This is a genomic window from Streptococcus thoraltensis DSM 12221, assembly GCF_000380145.1.
GTDB classification, from domain to species: Bacteria; Bacillota; Bacilli; order Lactobacillales; family Streptococcaceae; genus Streptococcus; species Streptococcus thoraltensis.
In genome coordinates this window covers 1-24,346 of the sequence record NZ_KB904600.1, presented here as the reverse complement: position 1 = coordinate 24,346, position 24,346 = coordinate 1, and the positions used below count along the sequence as shown (strand labels likewise).

Below are 24,346 nucleotides of genomic sequence, written 5' to 3'. Positions count from 1 at the left end.
CAGAATCTATTTCAGTCCGTAAGTCAACGGATGATTCAGAATCCATCTCTGCGTCATTGTCAGACTCAATGTCAACCTCAAACTCAACTGAGTCAGACAGCATGAGTGCAAGTGCTTCAGAATCTGTTTCAAAAGTAACCTCAAACTCAGTTTCAGAATCCGTTTCAACATCAGATAGCTTCTCAACGAGCTTGTCAGATATTGTTTCCGATTCACACATTGATGGTTCAAGCTCAGAATCTGTTTCAGACTCCTTGTCAGAATTCGTTTCCTCATCAATGAGCGCCTCTGTTTCAGAATCTGATCGTTCAAGTGATTCAACTTCAGCTTCAGATTCAGCACGTGATAGCTTGAGTAACTCAGCTTCAGAGTCTAAGTCAGCTTCAACAAGTGCTTCAGATTCTAAGTCAATGTCAGTATCGACATCAGAATCAATGTCNGATTCAGTACGNGATAGTCAATCAACAAGTGCNTCAACATCTGTTTCCGATTCACTTTCAGCATCACTATCATTGTCAAACAATCCTGATATTGATAGCGATAGCTTGTCAATGAGCAATTCATCACGTGATTCNGNNTCAACTTCAGTGAGCGAATCAGCATCAATGAGTGGTTCAACACGTGATTCAGANTCANCNTCTGTNTCNNNATCAGAATCAACNTCACGCTCAACGAACAAGTCATTGTCAGAATCAGCTTCAAGCAGCTTAAGCACGTCAGTATCTGACGTTGTCTCACAATCAGATAGCTTGTCAGTCTCAACCTCAGAATCTATCTCAGGTTTAGGTAGCGTGTCTGTATCAGCTTCAAGCTCAATGAGTGCAAGCCAATCAGCATCAGCAAGCATTTCAAGCTCAATGAGCGTAAGCCAATCAGCATCAGCAAGCGTTTCAAGCTCAATGAGTGCAAGTCAGTCAGCTTCAACAAGCGTTTCAACTTCAATGAGTGTCTCAAGTAGTATGAGTGCTTCAGTGAGTGCAAATGCTTCAGCAAGCCAGTCTCACACTGCTTCAGAATCAGCTAAACACCTTCCAAATACAGGTGAGAAAACTAATAACGGTCTTTTAGCAGGTCTAGGACTTCTCTTTGGAGCAAGTCTAGTGGCTAAGCGTAAAAAAGATCGAAAATAGCCTTTGATATAACGAGATAAACTACCTATCTTATTATTGAACATAAAGCTGATAGCTTGTCGCTATGCCGACTAAGTTCACATCTAGAGAAGACCGTCTGGTCTTCTCTTTTTTGTGCTCTTTTTCTACATTTAAAAAGACTCCATAATCTCCGAGGGGAATTTACCCACTACAGAAATTATAGAGCCCCTTTTTTGAGCTTATTGTCTGCACGTTAATTCATTTGACTATAAAAGGCAACACTTGTTACTGGTGTTTGCTTTCCTTTCTGATGATTATTGATATAAGTTTTGAAAGGTTGCTTATCGTACCAATTTTTTCATCTTTTATCACGATTAGTTCTATTTTTGTTTAGAAACGTAGCGCGAAACTAAAAGCTTAATTTATCTTGTTATCCTATTTTTTTTATGGTTCCTTTTAGCTCTCTGTATCTTTGTCTTTAGTAATAGGTTAGGTAGTATTTTTCTTGTTTTGCAGCGCAATCTTTTGTAGAAGTAGTGATTTTACTTGACAATTATTTCAATTTCCGATAAACTATTGACAATTTGAACTGTTACTTTAACCGTGTCCTGTGAGACATGAAAGTTGAAAAATGGTATCAGAAATAGATAATAAGCTATTTTTGATGCTTACTTTTGTGTGGAGGCTGGTTTAACCAGTCTCTTTTTCACAAGAAACGGTTCCGCACAAATAAGGATGGTCGGTGAGCCATCTTTTGGAGGAATTATGTTAAACTTATCGCTCGATAAAAACAACCGTCGTGCTCTAACGTCAGCCATTGTAGCCTCAGGGACAGATGATTTAAATGTCATGTTTCTTTCCTTTTCTATGTCTAGCATCATGGCAGACTTGGCTATCAATGGTGTCCAAGCTGGCTGGATTGCCACAATAACCAATTTAGGCATGCTGCTGGGAGGACTATTTTTTGGGATTCTAGCTGACCGCTATCATAAATTCAAAGTTTTCAAATGGACTATTGTTATTTTTGCTATAGCGACAGGACTCATTTATTTTACCAATAGTCTACCTTACCTTTATCTTATGCGCTTTATTGCTGGTATTGGTGTTGGGGGAGAATATGGTGTTGCCATTGCTATCATGGCTGGTATTGTTCCCAAAGAAAAAATGGGGCGTATCTCCTCGCTTAATGGTATTGCGGGACAAGTCGGATCCATTTCATCAGCGCTTTTAGCAGGTTGGTTGGCACCAAGTCTGGGATGGCGAGGTCTCTTTCTATTTGGGCTGACTCCGCTTTTCTTGGTTTTATGGATGCACTTGAGCGTTGATGATCAAAAGATTACTGACCATGCTGAATATCAAACTCATGAAGATGTCGAAGTGGCAAAAATCAGCCATCTTTTTCAGACGGCAGATCTGACTAAACAAACGATTGCTTTAATGGTTATGACGACGGTACAAATTGCTGGTTACTTTGGCATGATGAACTGGCTGCCAACCATTATTCAAACTAGTCTGGGTATTTCTGTGAAGGATTCATCACTTTGGATGGTGACAACTATTTTAGGAATGTGTCTTGGTATGTTGGTCTTTGGGCAAATCTTGGATGAGTTTGGACCACGCCCTGTTTACACCAGCTTTTTAATCGCTTCAGCCGTCTGTGTTTTCCTTTTCCAATTTGCTAATTCTCAAGCAGCCATGTTGATTGGCGGAGCTATTGTCGGTTTCTTTGTAAATGGTATGTTTGCTGGATACGGAGCTATAATTACTCGACTTTACCCACATCACATTCGTTCAACAGCCAATAACGTCATTCTTAATGTCGGGCGAGCAGTCGGTGGCTTCTCTTCCGTTATTATCGGTATGATTTTGGATGTTTCAAATACTTCTATGGTAATGATTTTCTTGGCAAGTCTTTATTTGGTTAGTTTAGTGGCTATGTTATCTATCAAGAATTTAAGACCACAAATCTACCAAACACCTAGTCATGATTAATGATAGTCTTTTGAATTAACTTTGATCTATCGTCACTTTCGACTTGGCCTACTCATGCTCTTCGAAAAACCAAAGCAGACGTCGTTGACTTGATTTGATGACCTTCAGTTTTATCTGCTATCTGTGTCGCCTAGTCTGCTTTGGATTGTCATTGAGTATCGAGTACTGTCTGCATCTCAGTTCCTTGTTTGAAAATTAATTCATTTGACTATACTAAACGTACTTAGTATCTAGAGTTTTTTTCTCTAGATTTTAAGTGTTTTTTATTTTTCTAAAATAAGCAACTAAATCACTGAAGTCGTGGGGAAAGACATTTTATTCTTGACTATAGTTCTCGAGGGAACTATAATAACTTATCGGGATTTTTGTGGCAGAAAGGAAAGTTTATGAAAAATCCATTACATGAATTAAAGGAAATTATTTCTGATTTGGAGCAGGCAGCAGGTGATATTGCTCAAAAACATGACATTGAACATTTAAAGGGTCCACAAGGGAAGGTTTTGTACTATCTTTTTAAACATCAGGAGAGAGATGTTTTTGTAAAGGATATTGAACAATGCATGCATATTTCGAAGTCTGTCGCTAGTAACCTTGTTAAGCGAATGGAAAAAAATGGTTATTTACATCTGGAAACATCGGCAGTAGATAAACGCTACAAACGCTTGGTTTTAACACAAGAGGGAGTGTCTAAAATTGAACCTTTGGAGAATTTTCATAGAGAGCTAATGAGCCAACTGTTTGTTGGAATTGAGCCAGATGATTGGCAAGTTGTTGAAAAAGTATTAAGTCAACTAACGCAAAATCTAGAAAGTTTTAAGGAAGAGGACTAGCACTAAGATTATTTAAATGTTAAGCGGCAAAGGATGAGCGATGATTCTTCTGTCTATAGAAATGGATTTTGAAATGCCACCTTTTGCCTGACCGACATCGCCAAATGGCTTCAAGAAAAGGGGCTACCACCTTTGCTATTATGGAGCCAAGTTGGAAAATGCTTAGTCTGCCATTGTTCACCGTCCATCAACCATCTGAAATGCCGATTTAATCTTGCTCATGAAAGATGGTCATATCATTGAGTTGGAAATCATGACAGCTTGATGGCTGAAAATGACCGCTATACTGACTATCTAACTCACAAGTTGAAGTGTGCTAAGGATTTTTTCGAATCTTAATCAGAAAAAGCTGGAAGATGAGCGACCAGCTTTTCTCTTTTATCAAAAATTGATAACTATTTTCTTTGAAATTTCATTTAAAATATCAGATAATGGAGGGGCGTTCGGAAAGGAGGTATCAAATGGTCAAACAAAATAAGAAATTGTTCGATAAAGTCATCTATTTGATAGTGATTGTAGTGGCAATTTATAGCTTTTCACGGTTGATTGCGCCCAGTGATACCTCAACTAAGGAAGATAAAATAACTATTGCTGCTGTTGGAGACAGTATTACCTACGGAGCAGGTGTTGCTTCAACACGGGAGACAGAGTCTTATCCTGCCCTTCTTCAGCAAGTTCTAGGTAAAAAATATCATGTCATCAATTTTGGTTTAAGTGGCAGAACTTTGTTATCAAACACAGCTAAGCCATACTTTAAAGAGCCTTTAGCAAAGAAATCGTTTAAAGTGAATCCTGATATTGTCATTATCATGTTGGGAACCAATGATTCTAGAGATGTTTACTGGCAACCCAAGCGTTACAAAAAAGAATACTTGGCAGCCATTAAACGCTATCAGTCTTTAGAGAGTCATCCTAAAATCTACATCATGATCCCACCTCGTGTCTTCTTTGAAAATCCACATCCGACTTTTCCGAATAATAAGGTAGTAGATGGGCAATTGAGGAAACTCATTCCTGAAATAGCCAAGGAAGCTGGCGTATCTGTTATTGACCAATACAAGGGCACTGAGAAGCATCCTGAAGATTTCCCAGACCAGTTACACCCTAACCTATCTGGTAATTGGAAAATGGTCGATGCCATTCTACAACAAACGCCGCTAAAAGCGGTAAATGCCACTAAAAAACTTGATCATTCATAGTCCTTAGGGAATGTGAGTGGTCTTTTTTGATAAATTTTAGCTGCTTGTAGAGACTTGTGATAAGATAGAATTAGTTATATAGTCCAATGAATTAACTTTCAGACAAGGAACTGGGACGTGGACAGTACTTGATTTTCATTGAGCATGAATAGGGCAAGTCAAAAGTGACCATGTCTCAAAGTTAATTCAAAAGACATACTCTTTAAAAACCAATTGAGACCATGTTGACTTGATTTGATAAATTTTAGTTCTATCTGCTATTTGTGTCGCTTAGTCTAATTTTGATTTTCATTGAGTATGAGTAGGGCAAGTCAAAAGTGAGCATGTCTCAAAGTTAATTCAAAAAACGTACTCTTTAAAAACCAATTGAGACCATGGTGACTTGATTTGATAAATTTTGGTTCTACCTGCTATCTGTGTCGCTTAGTCTGATTTTGTTTAAGTATTAGTTAATTAGTGAAAGGAGAGAGGGTGTCAAGAAAATCAAGCATTATGCTGGTTGCCGTACTGTTTTTGGCTTCCTTATTGACATTGCTAAATTGGAAACAAATCACTGGAACTGGGACGCAGAAGCCCATCAAAAAAGTCTGGGTAGTGACCGATTTGCACCTGCTATCTCCTGCTTTACAGGATAATAAGGAAGCCTTTAAAACCATTCAAGCGACAGCAGCCGGCAAGGATTTACGCTATGGAAAAGACCGAATGGAAGCCTTGCTAGTCCAAGCTAAAAAAGAAAAACCTGATCTTTTAGTGGTCAGTGGTGACCTGACCTTTAACGGGGAGTATCAAAGCTTGAAGGACTTATCTGATATTTTTAAGCGTTTTGAGCAAAATGGCATTCAGGTACTGGTGGAACCGGGGAATCATGACATTTCTGATGGCTGGGCACGTGAATTTCGAGGAAAAAAACAATACAAGACCAAACAACTATCGAAGACTGATTTTGAAACACTAATGGCAGATTTTGGGTACGAGGAGGCGGATACTAGGGATTCTTCTTCTTTGACCTATCTAGCTAAGGTTAGCCCAAAACGGTGGTTCTTGATGATTGATTCCAATATCTATGTAGATGAAAACGGTAGTGGTGCCCCTGTCACCAATGGGCGTTTAAAAAAAGCAACACTTGATTTCATCGAACAACAATTAAAGGCCGCTCAAAAAGAAGATGCTCTGCTTATCCCTGTTATGCACCATAATGTCCTCAATCAGCACCGGCAACCCCAACAAGGCTATGCTTTGGATAATGCTCCCGATTTAAGAGCCTTGTACGCTAAGTATGGGCAGAAACTTGCTTTATCAGGTCATATTCATACCCAAAATATTGAGCGAGATAAACTTTCAGGTGGCTCTAAATTAACCTAAATTGTGACCGGTGCCTTTTCCATCTCGCCAGCCAGTATCGGAGAATTAACCTTTGGAAAAAATAGCCTTCATTACCGCCAAAAAGTATTGGATATGAAGCCTTGGTTGAAAGAGAAGGAGCTTAAAAACAAGGAGTTGACCAATCATCGGCAGTATATGGACAGCATCTTTAACAATGCTAGCAATCTCCTAGTTCATATGAGCTTACATGATGAGGGTTGGTATGACAGTGAGTTAGCGCAAGAGTTGTCGGCAATTATTGCACCAGTCAATCTGGCGTATTTTACAGGTCAGACAATAGATAAGAATTGGCTGAATCAACATGTTTATCAAAAGAGTGTCTATCAAAAGGTTAAGAAAAGTCATCCAGATAGTTTCGTGGTGACCTATATAGAGCAAGTCCTAGAAGAGAGTAGCGGTGGTTCAGATCAAGAAGTTAGGATTTCCTTAAAAAAGCAAAAGGAGGAGGGCGATGATAATGACTAGTATTTATGAAGCTATTAAAGAGGACAAGGCTAACCAATCCTACACCAATGCTGGGATTGAGCCGCTCTATCAAGTGAGTGAAAGAGCCAAAGTTTTGCTTATTGGGCAGGCACCGGGGATAAAAGCTCAAAATAAGCAGAAACTTTTTCAAGATCCAAGTGGTGATCGCTTGAGAGAATGGTTGGGAGTTGATGAAGAGTTCTTTTATGAGTCAGGTCAGATTGCGATTTTGCCTATGGATTTCTATTTTCCGGGTAAGGGGAAGTCGGGTGATTTGCCACCTCGTAAAGGACAGGCGGATAAGTGGCATCCTCAATTATTGAAAGAAATGCCTGGTATAAAATTAACCTTACTAATAGGTAAGGCGGCTCAGGATTACTATTTAGCGGATAAAAAGACTTTAACGGATCGTGTGGCAGACTATCAAGATTATTTGCCTGACTATTTTCCTCTACCTCATCCGTCGCCTCGAAATAATATCTGGTTGAGCAGACATCCTTGGTTTGCAGAAGAACTCTTGCCAGACTTGCAAAACCACTTGACAAAAATTTTTGGAAAAAACTTATAAAAATCTTGCCAATGCAGTCACTTTACAGTATAATAATTAAGACCGTGTAAATGGTATCTTATCTTGAGGAGGTGAAATCAATGTCAAAAACAGTCGTACGTAAAAATGAATCACTCGATGATGCACTTCGTCGTTTCAAACGTTCTGTGACTAAAGCTGGTACTCTTCAAGAGGCACGTAAACGTGAACACTATGAAAAACCATCTGTAAAACGTAAACGTAAATCAGAAGCAGCTCGCAAACGTAAAAAATTCTAATTATTATTAGATTTAACCACTCTTTTTGGAGTGGTTTTTGCGTGCTTAAAAAGTTTGTTGTTTGCTTGGCTGAAGTCCTTAGGATTGTTATAGTCTTTTGAATTGACTTTGTTACATGGTCGCTTTCGACTTGCCGTATTCATACTAAATGAAAATCAAAAAGAGACTAAGCGACACAGATAGCAGATAGAACTGAAGGTCATCACGTCACGTCAATAAGGTCTACTTTTGATTTTTGAAGGGTATCAAGTATTGTTCGACTTTTTGCGTTCCTTGTTCTGAAAGTTAAGTCATTTGACTATAACGAGTAGATAGTGGAAACGTTATCCATTTAGCTTCTACTTATGGTATACTGTCCATAGGAGGTGCCTCTATGAAACATTTAGCTGTGATTAGGAATACTTGTCTGACTTTTATTGCCCTATCCTTGCTTGGGGCGGGCTTATTTGATGGTTATCAGGCTTTCACAAAACCAGCTCCGACTAAGGCTGGTAAGCTCAAGAAAGCGCGAGTGCTTGCCAACGGTGACATTCTCATTCATAATGTTCTCTATGCCAGTGCCTTGAAAAGTGATGGTTCGTATGATTTTGATCCTTATTTTACTTATGTTAAGGACAGGATTTCCAGTGCTGACTTGGCTATTGGGGATTTTGAAGGAACTATTTCTCCTGATTATCCTTTGTCAGGTTATCCCTTATTTAACGCCCCTGAAAGCATTGCTCAAACCTTGAAAAATACAGGGTATGATGTGGTGGATTTGGCTCATAATCATATCCTCGACTCAGGTTTAGAGGGCGCCCTAAATACTAAGAAAACCTTTAATAAATTAGGTATAGATACAGTGGGGATTTATGAGAAAAATCGTTCGAAAGAGGGGGTTCTCATTAAGAATGTTAATGGGATAAAGATTGCTATTGTAGCCTATTCTTATGGTTATAATGGCATGGATACAAATCTGACAAGAGAAGAATATAATCGCCACATGTCAGACCTCAATCGAGATAAAATCAAGTCAGAACTTAGAGAAGCCGAAAAAAAAGCAGACGTTACCATTGTTATGCCACAAATGGGAGAAGAGTATCGTTTGAAACCAACCAAAGAACAGCAAGAACTCTACCGTCAAATGGTCGAATGGGGAGCAGATGTTGTTTTTGGAGGTCATCCGCACGTAGTGGAACCGGCAGAAACGATCAAAAAAGACGGTCAAAAGAAATTTATCATCTATTCTATGGGGAACTTTATCTCAAACCAGCAGGCAACAATTATGGAGAATAAGTGGCCTGAGAGGGGCTTGCTGATGGATGTGACCTTTGAAAAATCTGGCAAAGAAACCATCGTCAAAAAGGTGAAAGCTCATCCTACCTTGGTTGATGCAAGTCCAAATGGAAGGTTTGCGCCAGAAGGTTATGCCTTATATGATTATCGTGTGATGGTATTGGAAGATTTTATAAAGGGTGGCAAGTATCGGCAGGAAATCACTGAAGATTTACGTGATAAGGTTGATACTGCTTATCAAGAAATGAATCAACATGTGAATTTAGAGTGGTAGCCACTCAAGGGCTGTCACAGGTTTTCAGTCAAACAAAGCTAGATTTGGTACAGGTTGAAGAAAAAGTCTATTTGGACAATTTTCTTCAACCTTTTTAGTTTGCTTAGGAGAAGAAAACGAAAAAGATTACATAGTCTTTTGAATTCATACTCAATGAAAATCAAAAGCAAACTAGGTAACGCCGATACAGATAGAACTGAAGTCCATCAAATCCAGTCAACAAGGTCTGCTTTTGATTTTTGAAGAGTATTAAAAACCATCGTCAACAGACAATGGTTACAGAAAAGTTAGTTTTTGATTTTTGGTGAATATCACTTTGCTACATGCTCACTTTTGACTTGCCGTACTCATATGTAGATAGAACTGAAGGTCATCAAATCATGTCAATAAGGTTTGTTTTTGATTTTTGAAGAGTATCAAGTACTGTCTGTGTCTTTTCTGTTCCTTGTCTGAGAGTTAATTCATTTGATTATAACAAAGAAAAAGTCGTAAAATCCTTGATTTCATAACCCTCTTGTGATAACATATGAATGTTGACTAAATGCACATCCTGTGCAACCGCGCGAACATTGTTTAAGTAGGCTTCGTGCCTCGCAATCTAGGCGAGTCTTCACAGAGGGAAAACCTCAGACAAAAATTTTTTATAGGAGGTGCATCATGAGCACATACGCAATCATCAAAACTGGTGGTAAACAAGTTAAAGTTGAAGTAGGTCAAGCTATCTACGTTGAAAAAATTGACGCTGAAGCTGGCGCAGAAGTGACTTTTAACGAAGTTGTTCTTGTTGGTGGTGAAACTACTAAAGTCGGTACTCCAGTTGTTGAAGGAGCTACAGTCGTTGGTACTATCGAAAAACAAGGTAAACAAAAGAAAGTTGTTTCTTACAAATACAAACCTAAAAAAGGTAGCCACCGTAAACAAGGTCACCGTCAACCTTACACTAAAGTTGTTATCAACGCTATCAACGCTTAATCTTTATGATTCAAGCAACCTTTATTCGTACGCAACAGCGCCTTGTTAGTGTTGAATTAACAGGACACGCTGGAAGTGGTGAATTTGGTTATGATATCGTTTGCGCAGCTGTTTCAACCCTATCGATTAACCTTGTTAATTCTTTAGAAGTTTTAACTGACTGTACAGCAGATGTAACAATGGATGAGATTGATGGCGGTTATATGAAGATAGCCTTATCTGATTTAACTGACCTTAAGGATGAGAAAGTTCAATTATTATTTGAATCATTTCTCCTAGGTATGACTAATTTGGCTGAGAACTCTCAAGAGTTTGTTACAACAAAAGTCATTACCAATTAAACAAAGAGAGGACAAACATTATGTTAAATATGAATCTTGCTAACTTGCAACTTTTCGCCCACAAAAAAGGTGGAGGTTCTACATCAAACGGACGTGATTCACAAGCGAAACGCCTTGGTGCTAAAGCTGCTGATGGACAAACTGTTTCAGGTGGTTCAATCCTTTACCGTCAACGCGGAACTCACATCTACCCAGGAGTTAACGTAGGTCGTGGTGGAGATGACACACTTTTCGCAAAAGTTGAAGGTGTTGTACGTTTCGAACGTAAAGGACGCGATAAAAAACAAGTATCTGTTTACCCAATCGCAAAATAATGCGCTAAATCCGCATAAAATAAGGCTTTCCTAAACTTAGGAAAGCCTCTTTTGTTGCTTTGGTACCCACCGTAGTCCCTATATTCTAAAAGCCAATGCAGATAGAACTGAAGGTCATCAAATCAAGTCAACAAAATTCGCTTTTGATTTTTGAAGAGTATTAAAAACCATCGTCACCAGACAATGGTTACAGAAAGTTAGTTTTTGATTTTGGGTGAGTATTAGAAGGCAGTCTTGCCCTTTTTGAAGAGTCATTTCATATGATTTTCTTAGTTTAAAAGGGGCGAATGTTGTCATCTTCTCGTGGTATCATGCTGATGGACAGAGGAGAAGTGGGCGTTTGTGCTTTTGGTTAATGTTGCTTTTGCGGTATTGTCATGCCATACTTCTTTTTATATGCTAGCATGCTTTCAATTCCGTCTCGTCTATTCATTTTTAGTGATTTATGTTAAAATGGCTAAAAATGAAAGAAAGACTCATGTCAAAAACATTATCTTTTAACCTTAAACGTCTCGTAGTAGGTGCTATTCTTTATTTTCTGTGTTTAGGTCTAGGCGTTTTGTGCAATTTTATCTTTGACCGCAATGGAAACATGTTCTATGCACCTGCTTTTTCAGCGATTTTTTCAGGAATCTTATTTTTCCAATACCTACTCAAGAAGCCTTTCTTTGGCTTTATCACCCTAACCTCAGGCTTAGTTTCTTTCTTTTTCCTAACGTCAGGGCATTTTTGGGCGACCATTTTACCATACTGGCTTTTTGCTTTGCTTGCAGATGGAATCGCTCTGTCTGGTCAGTATCACAACGATTGGAAGAATAAATTATCCTTCATTGTGTTTTCTCTAACCACAACAGGTCCAATCCTGTTCATGTGGTTGGCACCGAAGGCTTATCAAAACATGCTTTTGGAGCGTGGGAAGGATATGGCTTACGTGAATCGTGTCATGGTAGCTCAAGACTGGCAACCCCTTATCTTTTTCTGGACATTGACTCTTTTAGGTGCTGTGGTTGGAATTTGGCTTGGGAAAACGCTTCAAGTTAGCTCTTTTAAAAAGAAAGCCTAAAAAAGTAGTCATCATACGTTTTTCGTATGATTTTTTTGTATAATAGAGGGAGTGAATTCGAGGAAAGGAGTTCTTTTGATGAATATTCAGCAATTGCGCTATGTTGTAGCTATTGCTAATAGCGGAACTTTTCGTGAAGCAGCCAGTAAACTCTATGTTAGTCAACCAAGCTTGTCTGTAGCTATTAAAGATTTAGAGACGGAGCTTGATTTTCAAATTTTTACGCGAACAACAACTGGTGCTGTTTTAACTGCTCAGGGCATGACTTTCTATGAAAAGGCTTTAGAAGTTGTTAAAAGTTTTGACTCCTTTGAAAAACATTTCATCCAACCAGAGGAGGAAGATAACCAGTTTTCGATTGCCAGTCAACACTATGATTTTCTCCCCCCTTTGATGACTGAATTTTCACAGACTTACCCTGAACTTAAAGATTTTCGTATTTTTGAATCAACAACCATTCAAATCCTTGACGAGGTTTCTAAAGGATTCAGTCAGATTGGGATTATCTACATGAATCATCAAAATGAGAGTGGCTTGTTTCGTCGTATGGAAAAATTGGGCTTGGAATCAGTTGACTTGATTTCTTTTAGAACTCATATCTACTTGTCAAAAAATCATCCCTTAGCTGAAAAAGAAAAGATTCAGATGGACGACTTGGCAGGTTTGCCAACAGTAAAGTTTGCACAAGAAAAAGATGAGTATCTCTATTATTCTGAAAATCTTGTCGATACATCTGATAGTACCATCATGTACCATGTGACAGATCGGGCGACTTTAAATGGTATTTTAGAGAGAACAGATGCCTATGCGACAGGTTCAGGCTTCTTAGATGAGCGTAGCGTAAATGGTATTACCGTAGTTCCTTTAGAAGATCATTTAGTCAACAAGATGGTGTATGTCAAGCGTAAGGATGTCAATTTAAGCCCACAAGCTCTTGCTTTTATCAAGGTGATGACAGCTTACTTTGACAAGTACAAGCCATAGGAGATAGTATGCGGAAAATACTTTTTAGCGGATTGGTGCTGGTCTTGATATTTTTGGACCAGTTAAGTAAGTTTTGGATTGTTGCTCATATCCCATTGGGTGAGGTCAAGCCATTTTTATCGGGTGTTTTTAGTTTGACCTACTTGCAAAATAGGGGAGCGGCCTTTTCTATTTTGCAAGACCAAAAATGGTTTTTCACCATCGTTACCTTTATTGTGGTTGGAGTAGCAGCCCATTATGCTAATAAAATGATTAAGGGATCTCTCTGGTTCTTGACGGGATTACTTTTAATCATAGCTGGTGGTTTAGGTAATTTTATCGACCGTGTTCGGCTTGGCTATGTGGTTGATATGGTGCATTTGGATTTCATGAATTTTGCCATTTTTAATGTGGCGGATTCTTATTTAACAGTTGGCGTCATCGTTTTGATGATTGCCTTATGGAAAGAGGAAGATGGAAGTAATCGTTAAAGAGGCGGGGGTTCGCCTAGATAAGGCGGTAGCAGCCCTAACTGAATTGTCACGTCAAAAAGCTAATGAAGAAATTAAAGCAGGTACTATTTTAGTCAATGGTCAGACAGCCAAGGCAAAATACGCCGTCAAAGAAGGGGACGTTATCAGCTATGAGATTCCCGAAGAGGAGGTTTTAGAGTATACAGCTGAAGACATTCCTTTGGATGTCATCTACCAAGATGAAGATGTTGTTGTGGTTAATAAGCCGCAAGGCATGGTAGTCCATCCTTCAGCAGGGCATTCGTCTGGTACTCTGGTTAATGCGCTTATGTATCATATCAAGGACTTGTCATCTATCAATGGTGTTGTCCGACCGGGGATTGTTCATCGTATCGATAAGGATACGTCAGGGCTTTTGATGATTGCCAAAAACGATCAGACACACCAATCCTTGGCTGAGGAACTCAAAGCAAAAAAATCCTTGCGCCAGTATCTTGCTCTGGTTCACGGGAATTTGCCAAATGATCGCGGTGTGATTGAAGCACCTATTGGACGTTCAGATAAGAATCGTAAGAAACAAGCTGTCACTGAAAAAGGAAAGCCGGCTTTGACGCGGTTCCATGTTTTAGAACGATTCGGCAATTATACACTTGTTGAATTGCAGCTAGAGACAGGACGTACGCATCAAATCCGTGTTCATATGGCTTACATCGGACATCCTATTGCAGGTGATGTCACTTATGGTCCTCGTAAAACCTTGGCTGGAAATGGGCAATTTCTTCATGCTAGAACGCTTGGTTTTACACATCCTAAAACGGGTGAATTGATGACATTTGAAGCTGAATTGCCAGAGATTTTTCAAGATACTTTGGAAAAATTGCGCCAAAAAGCCAAATAATTTTTATTTTAACTTGCGTTAAGAGTTGCTTTTTGCTAAAATGAATTAACAAAATAATCCTTTAACCCTGTCCCGTGAGGCAGGCAAGGAGACCAGAAAAAGTACAGGCTAACTGTACCCTATTTGCTATCTCCTTGAGTTGTCAGGGAGATTTTTTTGTAGATTTAGAAAGGTTGGTTGTTTACCATGAAAACCAAAGAAATAATTGATGAAGTAACCATGAAACGTGCAGTTACCCGTATTACCTATGAAATTATTGAGCGTAATAAAAACCTTGATAAGATTGTTTTAGCGGGTATTAAAACACGTGGTGTTCATTTGGCTCGTCGTATTCAAGAACGTTTGCAACAATTGGAAGGATTGGTAATCCCTATTGGAGAACTTGACATCAAGCCTTTCCGTGATGATATGAAAGTTGAAGAAGACACAACAGAAATGCCAGTTGATATTACTGATAAAGACGTTATCTTGGTTGATGATGTTCTCTATACAGGTCGTACTATTCGCGCAGCCATTGATAACCTCGTTAGCATCGGTCGTCCAGCGCGTGTTAGTCTCGCTGTTCTTATCGACCGTGGGCACCGTGAATTGCCAATTCGTGCGGATTACGTTGGTAAAAACATTCCAACGTCAAGCGTGGAAGAAATTGTCGTTGAAGTCACAGAAGTTGATGGACGTGATAGTGTTAGCATTGTAGATCCAAGCTAGCAATCATTGAAAATCAAAAGTGGCTTCTGTCAGATTTTCTGGTAATGCTCGAGTATTTATTGCGTCCATCAGCATTGCTTACTTTTGATTTTCTTATAGTGGAGTCTAAAATCAGTCAACGACATTTTGTCGTTGTTAGAGTAAAAGGGTATTAAGTTAGGTTAAGAAGATGCTGAGTTTACAACATTTGGTAAGTATGGAAGACTTGTCAACAGAACAAGTCATGGCGCTTTTGGAGAGAGCATTGTCATTTAAGAATGGTCAAGCAGATTTTGAATTGGATAGTCAAACCTTTGCTACCAATCTCTTTTTTGAAAATTCCACTCGAACCCATAAATCATTTGAAGTGGCTGAAAAAAAACTGGGGTTGGATGTCATAGATTTCAATGCTGACACTAGTTCTGTCAATAAGGGAGAGACGCTTTACGATACCATTTTAACCATGGATGCTTTGGGTGTTGATGTCTGTGTTGTTCGTCACCCTGCGGTGGATTACTACAAGGAGATCATAGCAAGCCCAACCATGACAGTTTCAATCGTCAATGGTGGTGATGGTTCGGGGCAACATCCTAGCCAATGTTTGCTGGATTTGATGACCATTTATGAAGAGTTTGGTCACTTTGATGGCTTAAAAGTTTGTATTGCTGGTGACATTACGCACTCTCGAGTGGCTAGGTCTAACATGCAGATGCTGACACGTTTAGGCGCTGACGTTTCGTTTTCCGGTCCTAAGGAGTGGTATTCTGAAGAGTTTGACGCGTATGGGCAGCATATAGTGCTTGATGATATTTTGCCAGATCTTGATGTGCTGATGCTCTTACGGGTTCAGCATGAACGCCATGATGGTCAGACTTCTTTCTCAAAAGAAGCTTATCATCAACTGTTCGGATTGACCCAAGACCGCTATCAAAACTTGAAGTCATCAGCTATTGTCATGCATCCGGCTCCAGTTAATCGTGATGTGGAAATCGCCGATGCTCTAGTAGAAGCTGACAAATCACGCATTGTTAAACAAATGTCTAATGGTGTATTTGTGCGAATGGCCATTTTGGAAGCTGTTCTAAATGGCCGCAAGAAAAATTGTTAACAAGTTTCTGAGAGGATTTGCCGAAAGGAAAAGATATGGGAAAACGACTCTTAATTTTAGAAGATGGCACCATTTTTGAAGGACAGGCATTTGGTGCCGATATTGATGTGACGGGTGAGATTGTCTTCAACACTGGGATGACTGGTTATCAAGAATCCATCACAGACCAATCTTATAATGGTCAGATTTTAACCTTTACTTATCCTTTGGTGGGGAATTACGGGGTTAATCGTGATGATTATGAGTCCATCAGTCCAACCTGCAAGGGCGTTGTGGTCGCTGAACATGCTCGTAGAGCAAGTAACTGGCGTCATCAAATGTCCTTGGATGAGTTTTTGAAAGCTAAGAATATCCCGGGAATTTCTGGTATTGATACTAGAGCTTTAACAAAAATTATTCGCCAACATGGCACCATGAAAGCTACTATGGCAGATGATGGTGATAGTGTTGAGCATTTAAAAGATCAATTGCGGGCAACGGTTTTGCCGACTAATAACATAGAACAAGTATCGACAAAAACAGCTTATCCCGCTCCAGGAGTTGGAAAGAGTATTGTCTTGGTTGATTTTGGACTTAAACACTCCATTTTAAGAGAATTCTCAGAACGCAATGCCAATGTGACAGTAGTCCCCCACGATACAACTGCTGAACAGATTTTAAGCCTCAATCCTGATGGGGTGATGCTTTCAAATGGTCCTGGGGATCCGACAGATGTCCCTCATGCTTTGGAAATGATTCGAGGTATACAGGGCAAGATCCCAATTTTTGGTATCTGTATGGGACATCAACTCTTTGCTTTGGCAAATGGTGCTGAAACTTATAAAATGACTTTTGGTCATCGCGGCTTTAATCATGCCGTTCGTGAAATTGCTTCAGGTCGTGTTGATTTTACTAGCCAAAACCATGGCTATGCGGTCAAACGCGAAAACTTACCAGATTGTCTTATGGTCACTCATGAAGAGATTAATGATCAGTCAGTTGAAGGGCTTCGTCACCGAGACTTTCCAGCCTTTTCAGTCCAATTCCACCCTGATGCTGCCCCTGGACCTCATGATGCTGATTATCTATTTGATGATTTCTTAGAGATGATTGCTACTTATCAGACTGAACAAGGTCAATAAGAGCGTAAAGGGAAGTTATTTAATGGTGTTCAGAAACAGAAGAATAGGAAAAATTGACTATCTTTAAGTGTTATAGTCAAATGAATTAACTTTTAGCACAAGGAGTTGAGACGCAGAACAGTACTTGATTTTCATTGAGTATGAGTAGGGCAAGTCGAAAGTGACCATATATGAAAGGTAATTCAAAAGACTATATTAAAGCAAGTCCTTGTTGCACACCAATCCTTATGGCGAATTGGTTAAGCTAATCGCTAGATTGTTTCAATGAAAACCATGGTCGGAACCGCCAGTAAATAACAAAAATCGTCGTCAACGTCTGAACTATCTACGGAAGTCCTAGTCGTCCTATAAGGGACGCAAACGAATTCGTAGATTTCTGACTTACCGCCATTTAATTCTACCCGGAGAGATAGGAAATACTGAAGGATAACAAGATGCCAAAAAGAAAAGATATTAAAAAAATTATGGTGATTGGGTCTGGTCCCATCATTATCGGTCAAGCTGCCGAGTTTGACTATGCTGGTACGCAGGCTTGTCTTGCTTTGAAAGAAGAGGGTTATAGTGTGGTTTTGGTCAACTCTAACCCTGCGACCATTATGACAGACAAAGAAATTGCGGATAAGGTTTACATCGAGCCTTTAACGCTTGAGTTTGTCTCTCGTATCTTACGAAAAGAGCGCCCAGATGCTCTCCTTCCCACCCTTGGTGGTCAAACAGGTCTCAATATGGCTATGGCCCTATCAAAAGCAGGTATTTTAGATGAGCTTGGGGTTGAACTTTTGGGAACTAAGCTGTCAGCTATTGATCAGGCGGAAGATCGTGATTTGTTTAAACAATTGATGGAAGAATTGGAACAACCCATTCCAGAATCTGAAATTGTTGAAACAGTAGAAGAAGCGCTTGAATTTGCTAATGCTATTGGTTACCCTGTCATTGTTCGTCCAGCCTTTACCCTTGGCGGAACAGGTGGAGGGATTTGTTCCAATGAAAAAGAACTGCGAGATATTGCCAAAAATGGGCTTAAACTATCACCTGTAACCCAGTGTCTTATTGAGCGCTCCATATCCGGTTTTAAAGAAATTGAATATGAAGTCATGCGAGATGCGGCTGATAATGCTTTGGTTGTTTGTAACATGGAAAACTTTGATCCCGTTGGTATTCACACGGGTGACTCCATTGTTTTTGCACCAACTCAAACCCTTTCTGATATTGAGAATCAAATGCTGCGCGATGCTAGTTTGAAAATCATTCGCGCGCTGAAAATCGAGGGTGGTTGTAACGTCCAACTCGCTCTTGATCCTCATAGTTTCAAATACTATGTCATTGAAGTTAATCCTCGTGTCTCACGTTCTTCAGCCCTTGCTTCTAAAGCAACTGGCTATCCTATTGCCAAATTAGCGGCTAAAATTGCCGTTGGATTGACCTTGGATGAGATGATTAATCCAGTGACAGGTTCAACCTATGCTATGTTTGAACCAGCCTTGGACTACGTGGTTGCTAAGATTCCACGTTTCCCATTTGATAAATTTGAGCATGGTGAACGCCGTCTAGGAACGCAAATGAAGGCAACTGGTGAGGTTATGGCGATTGGTCGTAATATTGAAGAATCACTGCTTAAAGCCTGTCGTTCTTTGGAGATTGGTGTTTACCATAATGAGATTCCAGAATTATTTGAAGCTAGTGATGACCAGCTTTTTGAAAAAATCGTCAAAGCACAAGACGACCGCCTCTTCTACATCTCAGAAGCCATTCGTCGAGGGATTTCCATTGAAGAAATTGCTGACTTAACTAAGATTGATATTTTCTTTTTGGATAAATTACTCCATATCCATGAATTAGAACAGGAACTAGCGCTTAAAGTTGGCGATCTGAGCCTTTTAAAAGAAGCCAAAGGTCATGGTTTTGCCGATCGTAAGATTGCTGAACTCTGGGGCATGCGTGAAGAGGAGATTCGCGAACTCCGTCTAGCTAATAATCTCTTACCAGTGTATAAAATGGTTGATACCTGTGCGGCAGAGTTTGAGTCTAGCACACCTTATTTCTACTCGACGTATGCTTTTGAAAATGAATCTGTGCGTACTGAAAAAGAATCTGTACTTGTTCTTGGTTCTGGTCCAATTCGGATTGGGCAAGGGGTTGAATTTGACTACGCCACTGTCCACTCTGTCAAAGCTATTCAAGCAGCTGGCTACGAAGCCATCATCATGAATTCTAATCCCGAGACGGTTTCGACGGATTTCTCCGTGTCGGACAAACTCTACTTTGAGCCACTAACTTTTGAAGATGTCATGAACGTTATTGATTTGGAAGCGCCTAAAGGGGTGGTTGTGCAGTTTGGTGGACAGACAGCAATCAACCTTGCAGAACGTTTGTCTGAAGCTGGCGTTTGCATTTTAGGAACGCAAGTGGAAGATTTGGATCGTGCTGAAGATAGGGATTTGTTTGAAAAAGCCCTCAAGGAATTAGACATTCCGCAACCACCGGGACATACGGCGACTAATGAGGAAGAAGCTCTTGAAGCTGCTCGTCAGGTCGGTTTCCCAGTCTTGGTTCGTCCATCCTACGTTTTGGGCGGACGTGCTATGGAAATTGTGGAAAATGAAGATGATTTGCGTTCTTACATGAGAACAGCTGTCAAAGCCAGTCCTGAGCATCCTGTTCTTGTTGATTCATACATTGTTGGGCAAGAGTGTGAAGTGGATGCCATTTCCGACGGAACAAATGTTCTGATTCCAGGAATTATGGAACATATCGAAAGAGCAGGTGTTCACTCGGGTGATTCCATGGCTGTCTATCCACCACAGACCCTTTCGAAAGAAGTTCAGGAAACAATTGCTGATTACACTAAACGTTTGGCTATTGGTCTTAATTGTATCGGTATGATGAACATTCAGTTTGTCATCAAGGATGAGAATGTCTATGTTATTGAGGTCAATCCACGTGCCAGTCGTACGGTTCCTTTCCTTTCCAAAGTGACCAATATTCCAATGGCACAAGTGGCAACACGTTTGATATTGGGAGAAAACTTAGCTGACTTAGGTTATGAAGGAGGTCTTTATCCAGAATCTTCTCAAGTTCATGTCAAAGCACCAGTCTTCTCCTTTAGTAAATTAGCCAAAGTAGATAGTCTTCTAGGACCTGAGATGAAGTCAACTGGGGAAATTATGGGGTCAGATGCTACGCTTGAAAAGGCGCTTTATAAAGCTTTTGAAGCATCTTATTTCCACTTACCAGAATACGGAAATATTGTCTTTACCATTGCTGATGATAGCAAAGAAGAAGCTCTAGTGTTAGCTGAACGCTTTGCAGCCATCGGTTACAGTATTTTTGCCACTCAAGGAACGGCGGAGTATTTGGGCAAGAATGGCATTGATGCGCGATTAGTCAATAAAATAGGTGAAAATCAAGAACAAGATATTCCAGCTCTGGTTCGCGCTGGTAAAGTACAAGCTATTATCAATACCGTTGGTAGCAAACGCACTACGGACAAAGATGGGCAGATTATTCGAAGTTCAGCTATTGAGCAAGGTGTTCCCCTCTTCACGGCACTTGATACTGCCGATGCTATGTTAAAAGTGCTAGAAAGCCGTGGCTTTAGGACAGAAGCGATATAAGAATTTAAGGAAGTGTTTGGGATCAAAGTCTGACACACAAAACATAAAAAATGAACAAGATAGAATTCTGTCCAACAGAAAACTATCTTGTTCATTTTTTATAGTCTTATCAACGTCATAAAACCAGATAATAAAGAATTTTTAATACTAAATGAAAATCAAAAGCAGACTGGGCGACACAGATAGCAGATAGAACTGATGTTCATCAAATCAAGTCAACAACATCTGCTTTTGATTTTCGAAGAGTATAAAATGAAAATCTTTTTATCCCAGACCCAACTAAGTACAAAATGCGCTTTAAATTGGTATAAAGTACTAGCCAGGTTAATATCTATATTACCTAGCTATTCGCATGGAGAAGAATGCTCTAAAAGCTAAGATAGTGAGATGAAAAGAACCACTTATAATGGACAGTATAAAAAGTGTACTATACTGCTGTTATAAGGAGGTTCTTTTCAAAATAGACTTTTTTCAACCTGAAAGCAGGCTCTCCAGCTTTTTTTGCTTGCCGTAGCAGATAGTTGAGGACGTTTTTAGTTTGTGATAATCTTTAAGAAGAAACGAGCAAAAAGAAAACGAGGATACTATGATGAAAGAATATGATTACATTGTTATTGGTGGCGGTTCTGGTGGGATTGCTTCAGCAAATCGCGCAGCCATGCATGGCGCAAAAACCCTTTTAATTGAAGCCAATGAAGTTGGCGGAACCTGTGTTAATGTGGGCTGTGTCCCTAAAAAAGTCATGTGGTATGGCGCACAGGTTGCTGAGACGCTTAATCGCTATGCAGGCGAATATGGCTTTGATGTGGCTGTGAAAAACTTTGATTTCACAACCTTGAAAGCCAACCGTCAAGCTTATATTGATCGTATCCATGGATCTTACGAACGCGGTTTTGATCATAATGGTGTTGAGCGAATCTATGACTATGCGACCTTTGTGGATGCACATACAGTTGAAGTTGCTGGCGAGCAGTACACGGCACCACATATTCTGGTTGCAACTGGTGGGCATGCAGTTATTCCCGAAATCCCGGGCGCTGAGTACGGAATCACTTCCGATGGCTTCTTTGAGCTTGATGAAGTTCCAAATCGTACAGCTGTTGTTGGGGCTGGCTATATTGCTGTTGAAGTTGCAGGTGTTCTGGATGCTCTTGGTTCGAAGACGCATCTATTTGTCCGTAAAGAACGTCCTTTGCGTAACTTTGATGGGGAAATTATTTCTGTATTGACGGATGAAATGGCAAAGCACGGACCAACTTTACACACCCATTCAGTGCCAAAAGAAGTCATCAAAAATGAAGATGGTTCTTTGACACTTATTTTGGAAAATGAGGAATCCTACACAGTCGATTGCCTCATCTGGGCAGTTGGGCGCAAGCCAAATGTGACTGGTTTCGGTTTGGAAAACACGGGCGTTGCATTAAACAAAAGAGGTCATATTCAAACCGATGAGTTTGAAAACACGTCTGTCGAAGGTATCTATGCCTTAGGTGATGTCAATGGAAAATTAGAATTGACACCAGTCGCCGTCAAGGCAGGGCGTCAATTATCTGAACGTCTTTTTAATGGTAAGACCAATGCTAAAATGGACTACGAGAATGTAGCTACCGTCATCTTCAGCCACCCTGCTATCGCCTCAATCGGCATGTCAGAAGAAGCAGCTATTGCCAAATACGGTCAAAAGCAAATCAAGGTTTACCGTTCAAGCTTCACGCCAATGTACACTGCTCTGGGAGACAATCGTCAGCCATCACTGATGAAATTAGTCACTCTTGGTGAGGATGAAAAAATTATCGGACTCCATGGAATCGGCTACGGTGTTGATGAAATGGTTCAAGGCTTCTCAGTTGCCATTAAGATGGGAGCTACAAAAGAAGATTTTGATGCGACAGTGGCTATTCATCCAACCGGAGCGGAAGAATTTGTTACCATGCGCTAAGAAACTCCTGTTTTGCTAGCTAATCAGGAGTTTACGATAGATAATATCGTCAAATAAATTAACTTTCAGACAAGGAATTGAGACATGGACGGTACGTGATACTCTTCGAAAATTAAAAGCAGACCTTGTTGATTTGGATGATCTTCAGTTCTATCTGCTATCTGTGTCGCCTAGTCTGCTTTTGATTTTTATTCACTATGAGTAGGGTAAGTCAAAAGTGATGATGTTTCAAAGTTAATTTAAAAGACTCTAGTTTTCCAAGTTTTGGTAAAGTAATACCAACTCAAACTGTTCTTAAAGAACAAAAAAGCAAGGAGGAAGCATGACAGAATCACAAGAAGAATTACGCAAACGTATTGGGGATTTGGCTTATGAAGTTACGCAAAATGCTGCTACGGAGCGCGCCTTTACAGGGGAATATGATGAATTCTTTGAAAGAGGTATCTATGTAGATGTGGTTAGCGGTGAGGTACTCTTTTCCTCGCTTGATAAATACAATTCTGGTTGTGGGTGGCCAGCTTTTACTAAACCTGTAGATAATCGGCGAGTGACCAATCACGATGACCGTTCTCATTTTATGAGACGAATTGAAGTTAAAAGCCGTGAAGCTGGTTCTCATCTGGGGCATGTTTTTAATGATGGTCCTACGGAAGCTGGAGGTTTGCGCTACTGTATCAATTCAGCTGCTCTCAAGTTCATTCCTTACGAAGAAATGGAAGCAACCGGTTATGGAGACTTTGTATCGTTATTTGATTAGCTAAATCAGAACGTAGACACGCCTCTGAACCTGTGATACTTCGGAACATCTCGCCAGAGAGATGACTAATAATAAAACTCCCAAAAACGCTATTATTTTGATATACTCCCCATATAGTAGACAGTGAAAAAACAAAAATTCACTCGAAACTATAAGGGGAGTTTTCCTATGTCCAAAAGAAGTCCAAAATCAGTAGAAGAAAAATTAGAAGTTGTTCGCTTACTACTTAACCAAGAACAGTCGCTTACCCAACTCAGTAAACAATATCAGGTCGATGATCAAACAATCCAGTCTTGGAAAATGAAATATGAGAAATTCGGAATCGACGGTCTTAGGGAGAGTCGAACTCGGAAACACTTATTCGTCTGAGTTAAAAGCACAAGCTGTTCAAGACTATCTAGCTGGTAAAGGTTCCTTAAGGGATATCTGTTCAAACTATCATATTTCTGCCACTTATGTTCTCAGGGACTGGATAAAACGGTAGACTACTGGTAAAGAATTAAAAGCCACAAGTAAAGGAAACAGCCGTATGAAACAAGGACGCAAGACCACCTTTGAAGAACGACTTGAGATTGTTAACTATACCATCGCTCACGAGAAAAACTATCAAGCTGCCATTGATAAGTTTGGTGTCTCCTACCAACAAGTTTATTCTTGGGTACGGAAGTTTGAGAAGAACGACTCACAAGGGCTGGTGGATCGTAGAGGAAAAGGACTAGAAAGCAAGCCAAACCTCACTGAAGCTGAAAAACTTCAACTCAA

General features: G+C 39.9%; 22 protein-coding genes, 1 pseudogene and 1 other annotated feature. All 23 genes and pseudogenes read left to right on the top strand.

From position 1 onward, the window contains the following. The first annotated feature begins 68 nt into the window (after nucleotides 1–68). Nucleotides 69–1,130 (top strand): LPXTG cell wall anchor domain-containing protein, encoded by a 1,062-nt coding sequence (locus A3IA_RS0106400; protein ID WP_425314535.1) that lies wholly within the window; start codon nucleotides 69–71, stop codon nucleotides 1,128–1,130. Between the two features lie 726 nt (nucleotides 1,131–1,856). Continuing rightward, entirely contained in the window at nucleotides 1,857–3,083 is a 1,227-nt protein-coding gene (locus tag A3IA_RS0106395; RefSeq protein ID WP_018380495.1) for an MFS transporter, read from the top strand. Nucleotides 3,084–3,469: 386 nt separating this feature from the next. After that, complete coding sequence (locus tag A3IA_RS0106390; RefSeq protein WP_018380494.1) at nucleotides 3,470–3,913, top strand: MarR family winged helix-turn-helix transcriptional regulator; 444 nt, start codon at nucleotides 3,470–3,472, stop codon at nucleotides 3,911–3,913. Nucleotides 3,914–4,374: 461 nt separating this feature from the next. Beyond that, on the top strand, nucleotides 4,375–5,112 hold the full coding sequence (locus A3IA_RS0106385; protein ID WP_018380493.1) for a GDSL-type esterase/lipase family protein: 738 nt from the start codon (nucleotides 4,375–4,377) through the stop codon (nucleotides 5,110–5,112). Nucleotides 5,113–5,583: 471 nt separating this feature from the next. Further along, nucleotides 5,584–6,474 (top strand): metallophosphoesterase family protein, encoded by an 891-nt coding sequence (locus A3IA_RS12655; protein ID WP_156802413.1) that lies wholly within the window; start codon nucleotides 5,584–5,586, stop codon nucleotides 6,472–6,474. 3 nt (nucleotides 6,475–6,477) lie between these two features. Continuing rightward, nucleotides 6,478–6,960: a hypothetical protein gene (locus A3IA_RS12650; RefSeq protein ID WP_018380491.1), complete on the top strand. Its 483-nt coding sequence runs from the start codon at nucleotides 6,478–6,480 to the stop codon at nucleotides 6,958–6,960. Next, nucleotides 6,947–7,528, top strand: coding sequence for a uracil-DNA glycosylase family protein (locus A3IA_RS0106375; RefSeq protein WP_026217594.1), 582 nt, complete (start codon nucleotides 6,947–6,949; stop codon nucleotides 7,526–7,528). The genes A3IA_RS12650 and A3IA_RS0106375 overlap by 14 nt, the downstream gene beginning before the upstream one ends. Nucleotides 7,529–7,608: 80 nt before the next feature. Next, nucleotides 7,609–7,785 carry a 30S ribosomal protein S21 gene (rpsU, locus tag A3IA_RS0106370; protein ID WP_002884573.1) on the top strand — a complete coding sequence of 59 codons (177 nt, stop codon included), beginning with the start codon at nucleotides 7,609–7,611 and terminating at the stop codon, nucleotides 7,783–7,785. 373 nt (nucleotides 7,786–8,158) lie between these two features. Further along, nucleotides 8,159–9,334 (top strand): CapA family protein, encoded by a 1,176-nt coding sequence (locus A3IA_RS0106365; RefSeq protein WP_018380489.1) that lies wholly within the window; start codon nucleotides 8,159–8,161, stop codon nucleotides 9,332–9,334. 546 nt (nucleotides 9,335–9,880) lie between these two features. Then, nucleotides 9,881–9,954, top strand: a sequence feature (ribosomal protein L21 leader region). A 37-nt stretch (nucleotides 9,955–9,991) separates the two neighbouring features. Further along, nucleotides 9,992–10,306, top strand: a complete 315-nt coding sequence (rplU, locus tag A3IA_RS0106360; RefSeq protein WP_018380488.1) for a 50S ribosomal protein L21 — start codon at nucleotides 9,992–9,994, stop codon at nucleotides 10,304–10,306. Between the two features lie 5 nt (nucleotides 10,307–10,311). Then, the gene (locus A3IA_RS0106355; protein WP_018380487.1) at nucleotides 10,312–10,647 is read left to right on the top strand and encodes a ribosomal-processing cysteine protease Prp; all 336 of its coding nucleotides are present in this window, start codon (nucleotides 10,312–10,314) and stop codon (nucleotides 10,645–10,647) included. Between the two features lie 20 nt (nucleotides 10,648–10,667). Beyond that, on the top strand, nucleotides 10,668–10,961 hold the full coding sequence (gene rpmA, locus A3IA_RS0106350) for a 50S ribosomal protein L27 (protein WP_018380486.1): 294 nt from the start codon (nucleotides 10,668–10,670) through the stop codon (nucleotides 10,959–10,961). Between the two features lie 478 nt (nucleotides 10,962–11,439). Further along, nucleotides 11,440–12,024, top strand: coding sequence for an MptD family putative ECF transporter S component (locus A3IA_RS0106345; RefSeq protein WP_018380485.1), 585 nt, complete (start codon nucleotides 11,440–11,442; stop codon nucleotides 12,022–12,024). A gap of 78 nt (nucleotides 12,025–12,102) precedes the next feature. After that, entirely contained in the window at nucleotides 12,103–13,008 is a 906-nt protein-coding gene (locus A3IA_RS0106340; RefSeq protein WP_018380484.1) for a LysR family transcriptional regulator, read from the top strand. Nucleotides 13,009–13,016: 8 nt separating this feature from the next. After that, entirely contained in the window at nucleotides 13,017–13,478 is a 462-nt protein-coding gene (lspA, locus tag A3IA_RS0106335) for a signal peptidase II (protein ID WP_018380483.1), read from the top strand. Next, complete coding sequence (locus A3IA_RS0106330; protein ID WP_018380482.1) at nucleotides 13,462–14,358, top strand: RluA family pseudouridine synthase; 897 nt, start codon at nucleotides 13,462–13,464, stop codon at nucleotides 14,356–14,358. The genes lspA and A3IA_RS0106330 overlap by 17 nt, the downstream gene beginning before the upstream one ends. A 186-nt stretch (nucleotides 14,359–14,544) precedes the next feature. Continuing rightward, a complete protein-coding gene (pyrR, locus tag A3IA_RS0106325; RefSeq protein WP_018380481.1) occupies nucleotides 14,545–15,066 on the top strand; it encodes a bifunctional pyr operon transcriptional regulator/uracil phosphoribosyltransferase PyrR in 522 nt (173 codons plus the stop codon). A gap of 169 nt (nucleotides 15,067–15,235) precedes the next feature. Then, nucleotides 15,236–16,153, top strand: coding sequence for an aspartate carbamoyltransferase catalytic subunit (locus tag A3IA_RS0106320; protein ID WP_026217592.1), 918 nt, complete (start codon nucleotides 15,236–15,238; stop codon nucleotides 16,151–16,153). 35 nt (nucleotides 16,154–16,188) lie between these two features. After that, nucleotides 16,189–17,274, top strand: a complete 1,086-nt coding sequence (locus tag A3IA_RS0106315) for a carbamoyl phosphate synthase small subunit (RefSeq protein ID WP_018380479.1) — start codon at nucleotides 16,189–16,191, stop codon at nucleotides 17,272–17,274. Nucleotides 17,275–17,708: 434 nt separating this feature from the next. Beyond that, nucleotides 17,709–20,888, top strand: coding sequence for a carbamoyl-phosphate synthase large subunit (carB, locus tag A3IA_RS0106310; protein ID WP_018380478.1), 3,180 nt, complete (start codon nucleotides 17,709–17,711; stop codon nucleotides 20,886–20,888). A gap of 586 nt (nucleotides 20,889–21,474) precedes the next feature. Next, nucleotides 21,475–22,827 carry a glutathione-disulfide reductase gene (gene gorA / locus A3IA_RS0106305; RefSeq protein ID WP_018380477.1) on the top strand — a complete coding sequence of 451 codons (1,353 nt, stop codon included), beginning with the start codon at nucleotides 21,475–21,477 and terminating at the stop codon, nucleotides 22,825–22,827. Nucleotides 22,828–23,149: 322 nt separating this feature from the next. Then, nucleotides 23,150–23,584, top strand: a complete 435-nt coding sequence (gene msrB / locus A3IA_RS0106300) for a peptide-methionine (R)-S-oxide reductase MsrB (RefSeq protein WP_018380476.1) — start codon at nucleotides 23,150–23,152, stop codon at nucleotides 23,582–23,584. Nucleotides 23,585–23,752: 168 nt separating this feature from the next. After that, nucleotides 23,753–24,346, top strand: a pseudogene (locus A3IA_RS13450) (transposase); the annotation flags it as partial.

Coding starts and splice junctions, on each gene's coding strand:
- A3IA_RS0106395 (WP_018380495.1), top strand. CDS start 1,857: ATGTTAAACTTATCGCTCGATAAAAACAACCGTCGTGCTCTAACGTCA.
- A3IA_RS0106390 (WP_018380494.1), top strand. CDS start 3,470: ATGAAAAATCCATTACATGAATTAAAGGAAATTATTTCTGATTTGGAG.
- A3IA_RS0106385 (WP_018380493.1), top strand. CDS start 4,375: ATGGTCAAACAAAATAAGAAATTGTTCGATAAAGTCATCTATTTGATA.
- A3IA_RS0106375 (WP_026217594.1), top strand. CDS start 6,947: ATGATAATGACTAGTATTTATGAAGCTATTAAAGAGGACAAGGCTAAC.
- rpsU (WP_002884573.1), top strand. CDS start 7,609: ATGTCAAAAACAGTCGTACGTAAAAATGAATCACTCGATGATGCACTT.
- A3IA_RS0106365 (WP_018380489.1), top strand. CDS start 8,159: ATGAAACATTTAGCTGTGATTAGGAATACTTGTCTGACTTTTATTGCC.
- rplU (WP_018380488.1), top strand. CDS start 9,992: ATGAGCACATACGCAATCATCAAAACTGGTGGTAAACAAGTTAAAGTT.
- A3IA_RS0106355 (WP_018380487.1), top strand. CDS start 10,312: ATGATTCAAGCAACCTTTATTCGTACGCAACAGCGCCTTGTTAGTGTT.
- rpmA (WP_018380486.1), top strand. CDS start 10,668: ATGTTAAATATGAATCTTGCTAACTTGCAACTTTTCGCCCACAAAAAA.
- A3IA_RS0106345 (WP_018380485.1), top strand. CDS start 11,440: ATGTCAAAAACATTATCTTTTAACCTTAAACGTCTCGTAGTAGGTGCT.
- A3IA_RS0106340 (WP_018380484.1), top strand. CDS start 12,103: ATGAATATTCAGCAATTGCGCTATGTTGTAGCTATTGCTAATAGCGGA.
- lspA (WP_018380483.1), top strand. CDS start 13,017: ATGCGGAAAATACTTTTTAGCGGATTGGTGCTGGTCTTGATATTTTTG.
- A3IA_RS0106330 (WP_018380482.1), top strand. CDS start 13,462: ATGGAAGTAATCGTTAAAGAGGCGGGGGTTCGCCTAGATAAGGCGGTA.
- pyrR (WP_018380481.1), top strand. CDS start 14,545: ATGAAAACCAAAGAAATAATTGATGAAGTAACCATGAAACGTGCAGTT.
- A3IA_RS0106320 (WP_026217592.1), top strand. CDS start 15,236: ATGCTGAGTTTACAACATTTGGTAAGTATGGAAGACTTGTCAACAGAA.
- A3IA_RS0106315 (WP_018380479.1), top strand. CDS start 16,189: ATGGGAAAACGACTCTTAATTTTAGAAGATGGCACCATTTTTGAAGGA.
- carB (WP_018380478.1), top strand. CDS start 17,709: ATGCCAAAAAGAAAAGATATTAAAAAAATTATGGTGATTGGGTCTGGT.
- gorA (WP_018380477.1), top strand. CDS start 21,475: ATGATGAAAGAATATGATTACATTGTTATTGGTGGCGGTTCTGGTGGG.
- msrB (WP_018380476.1), top strand. CDS start 23,150: ATGACAGAATCACAAGAAGAATTACGCAAACGTATTGGGGATTTGGCT.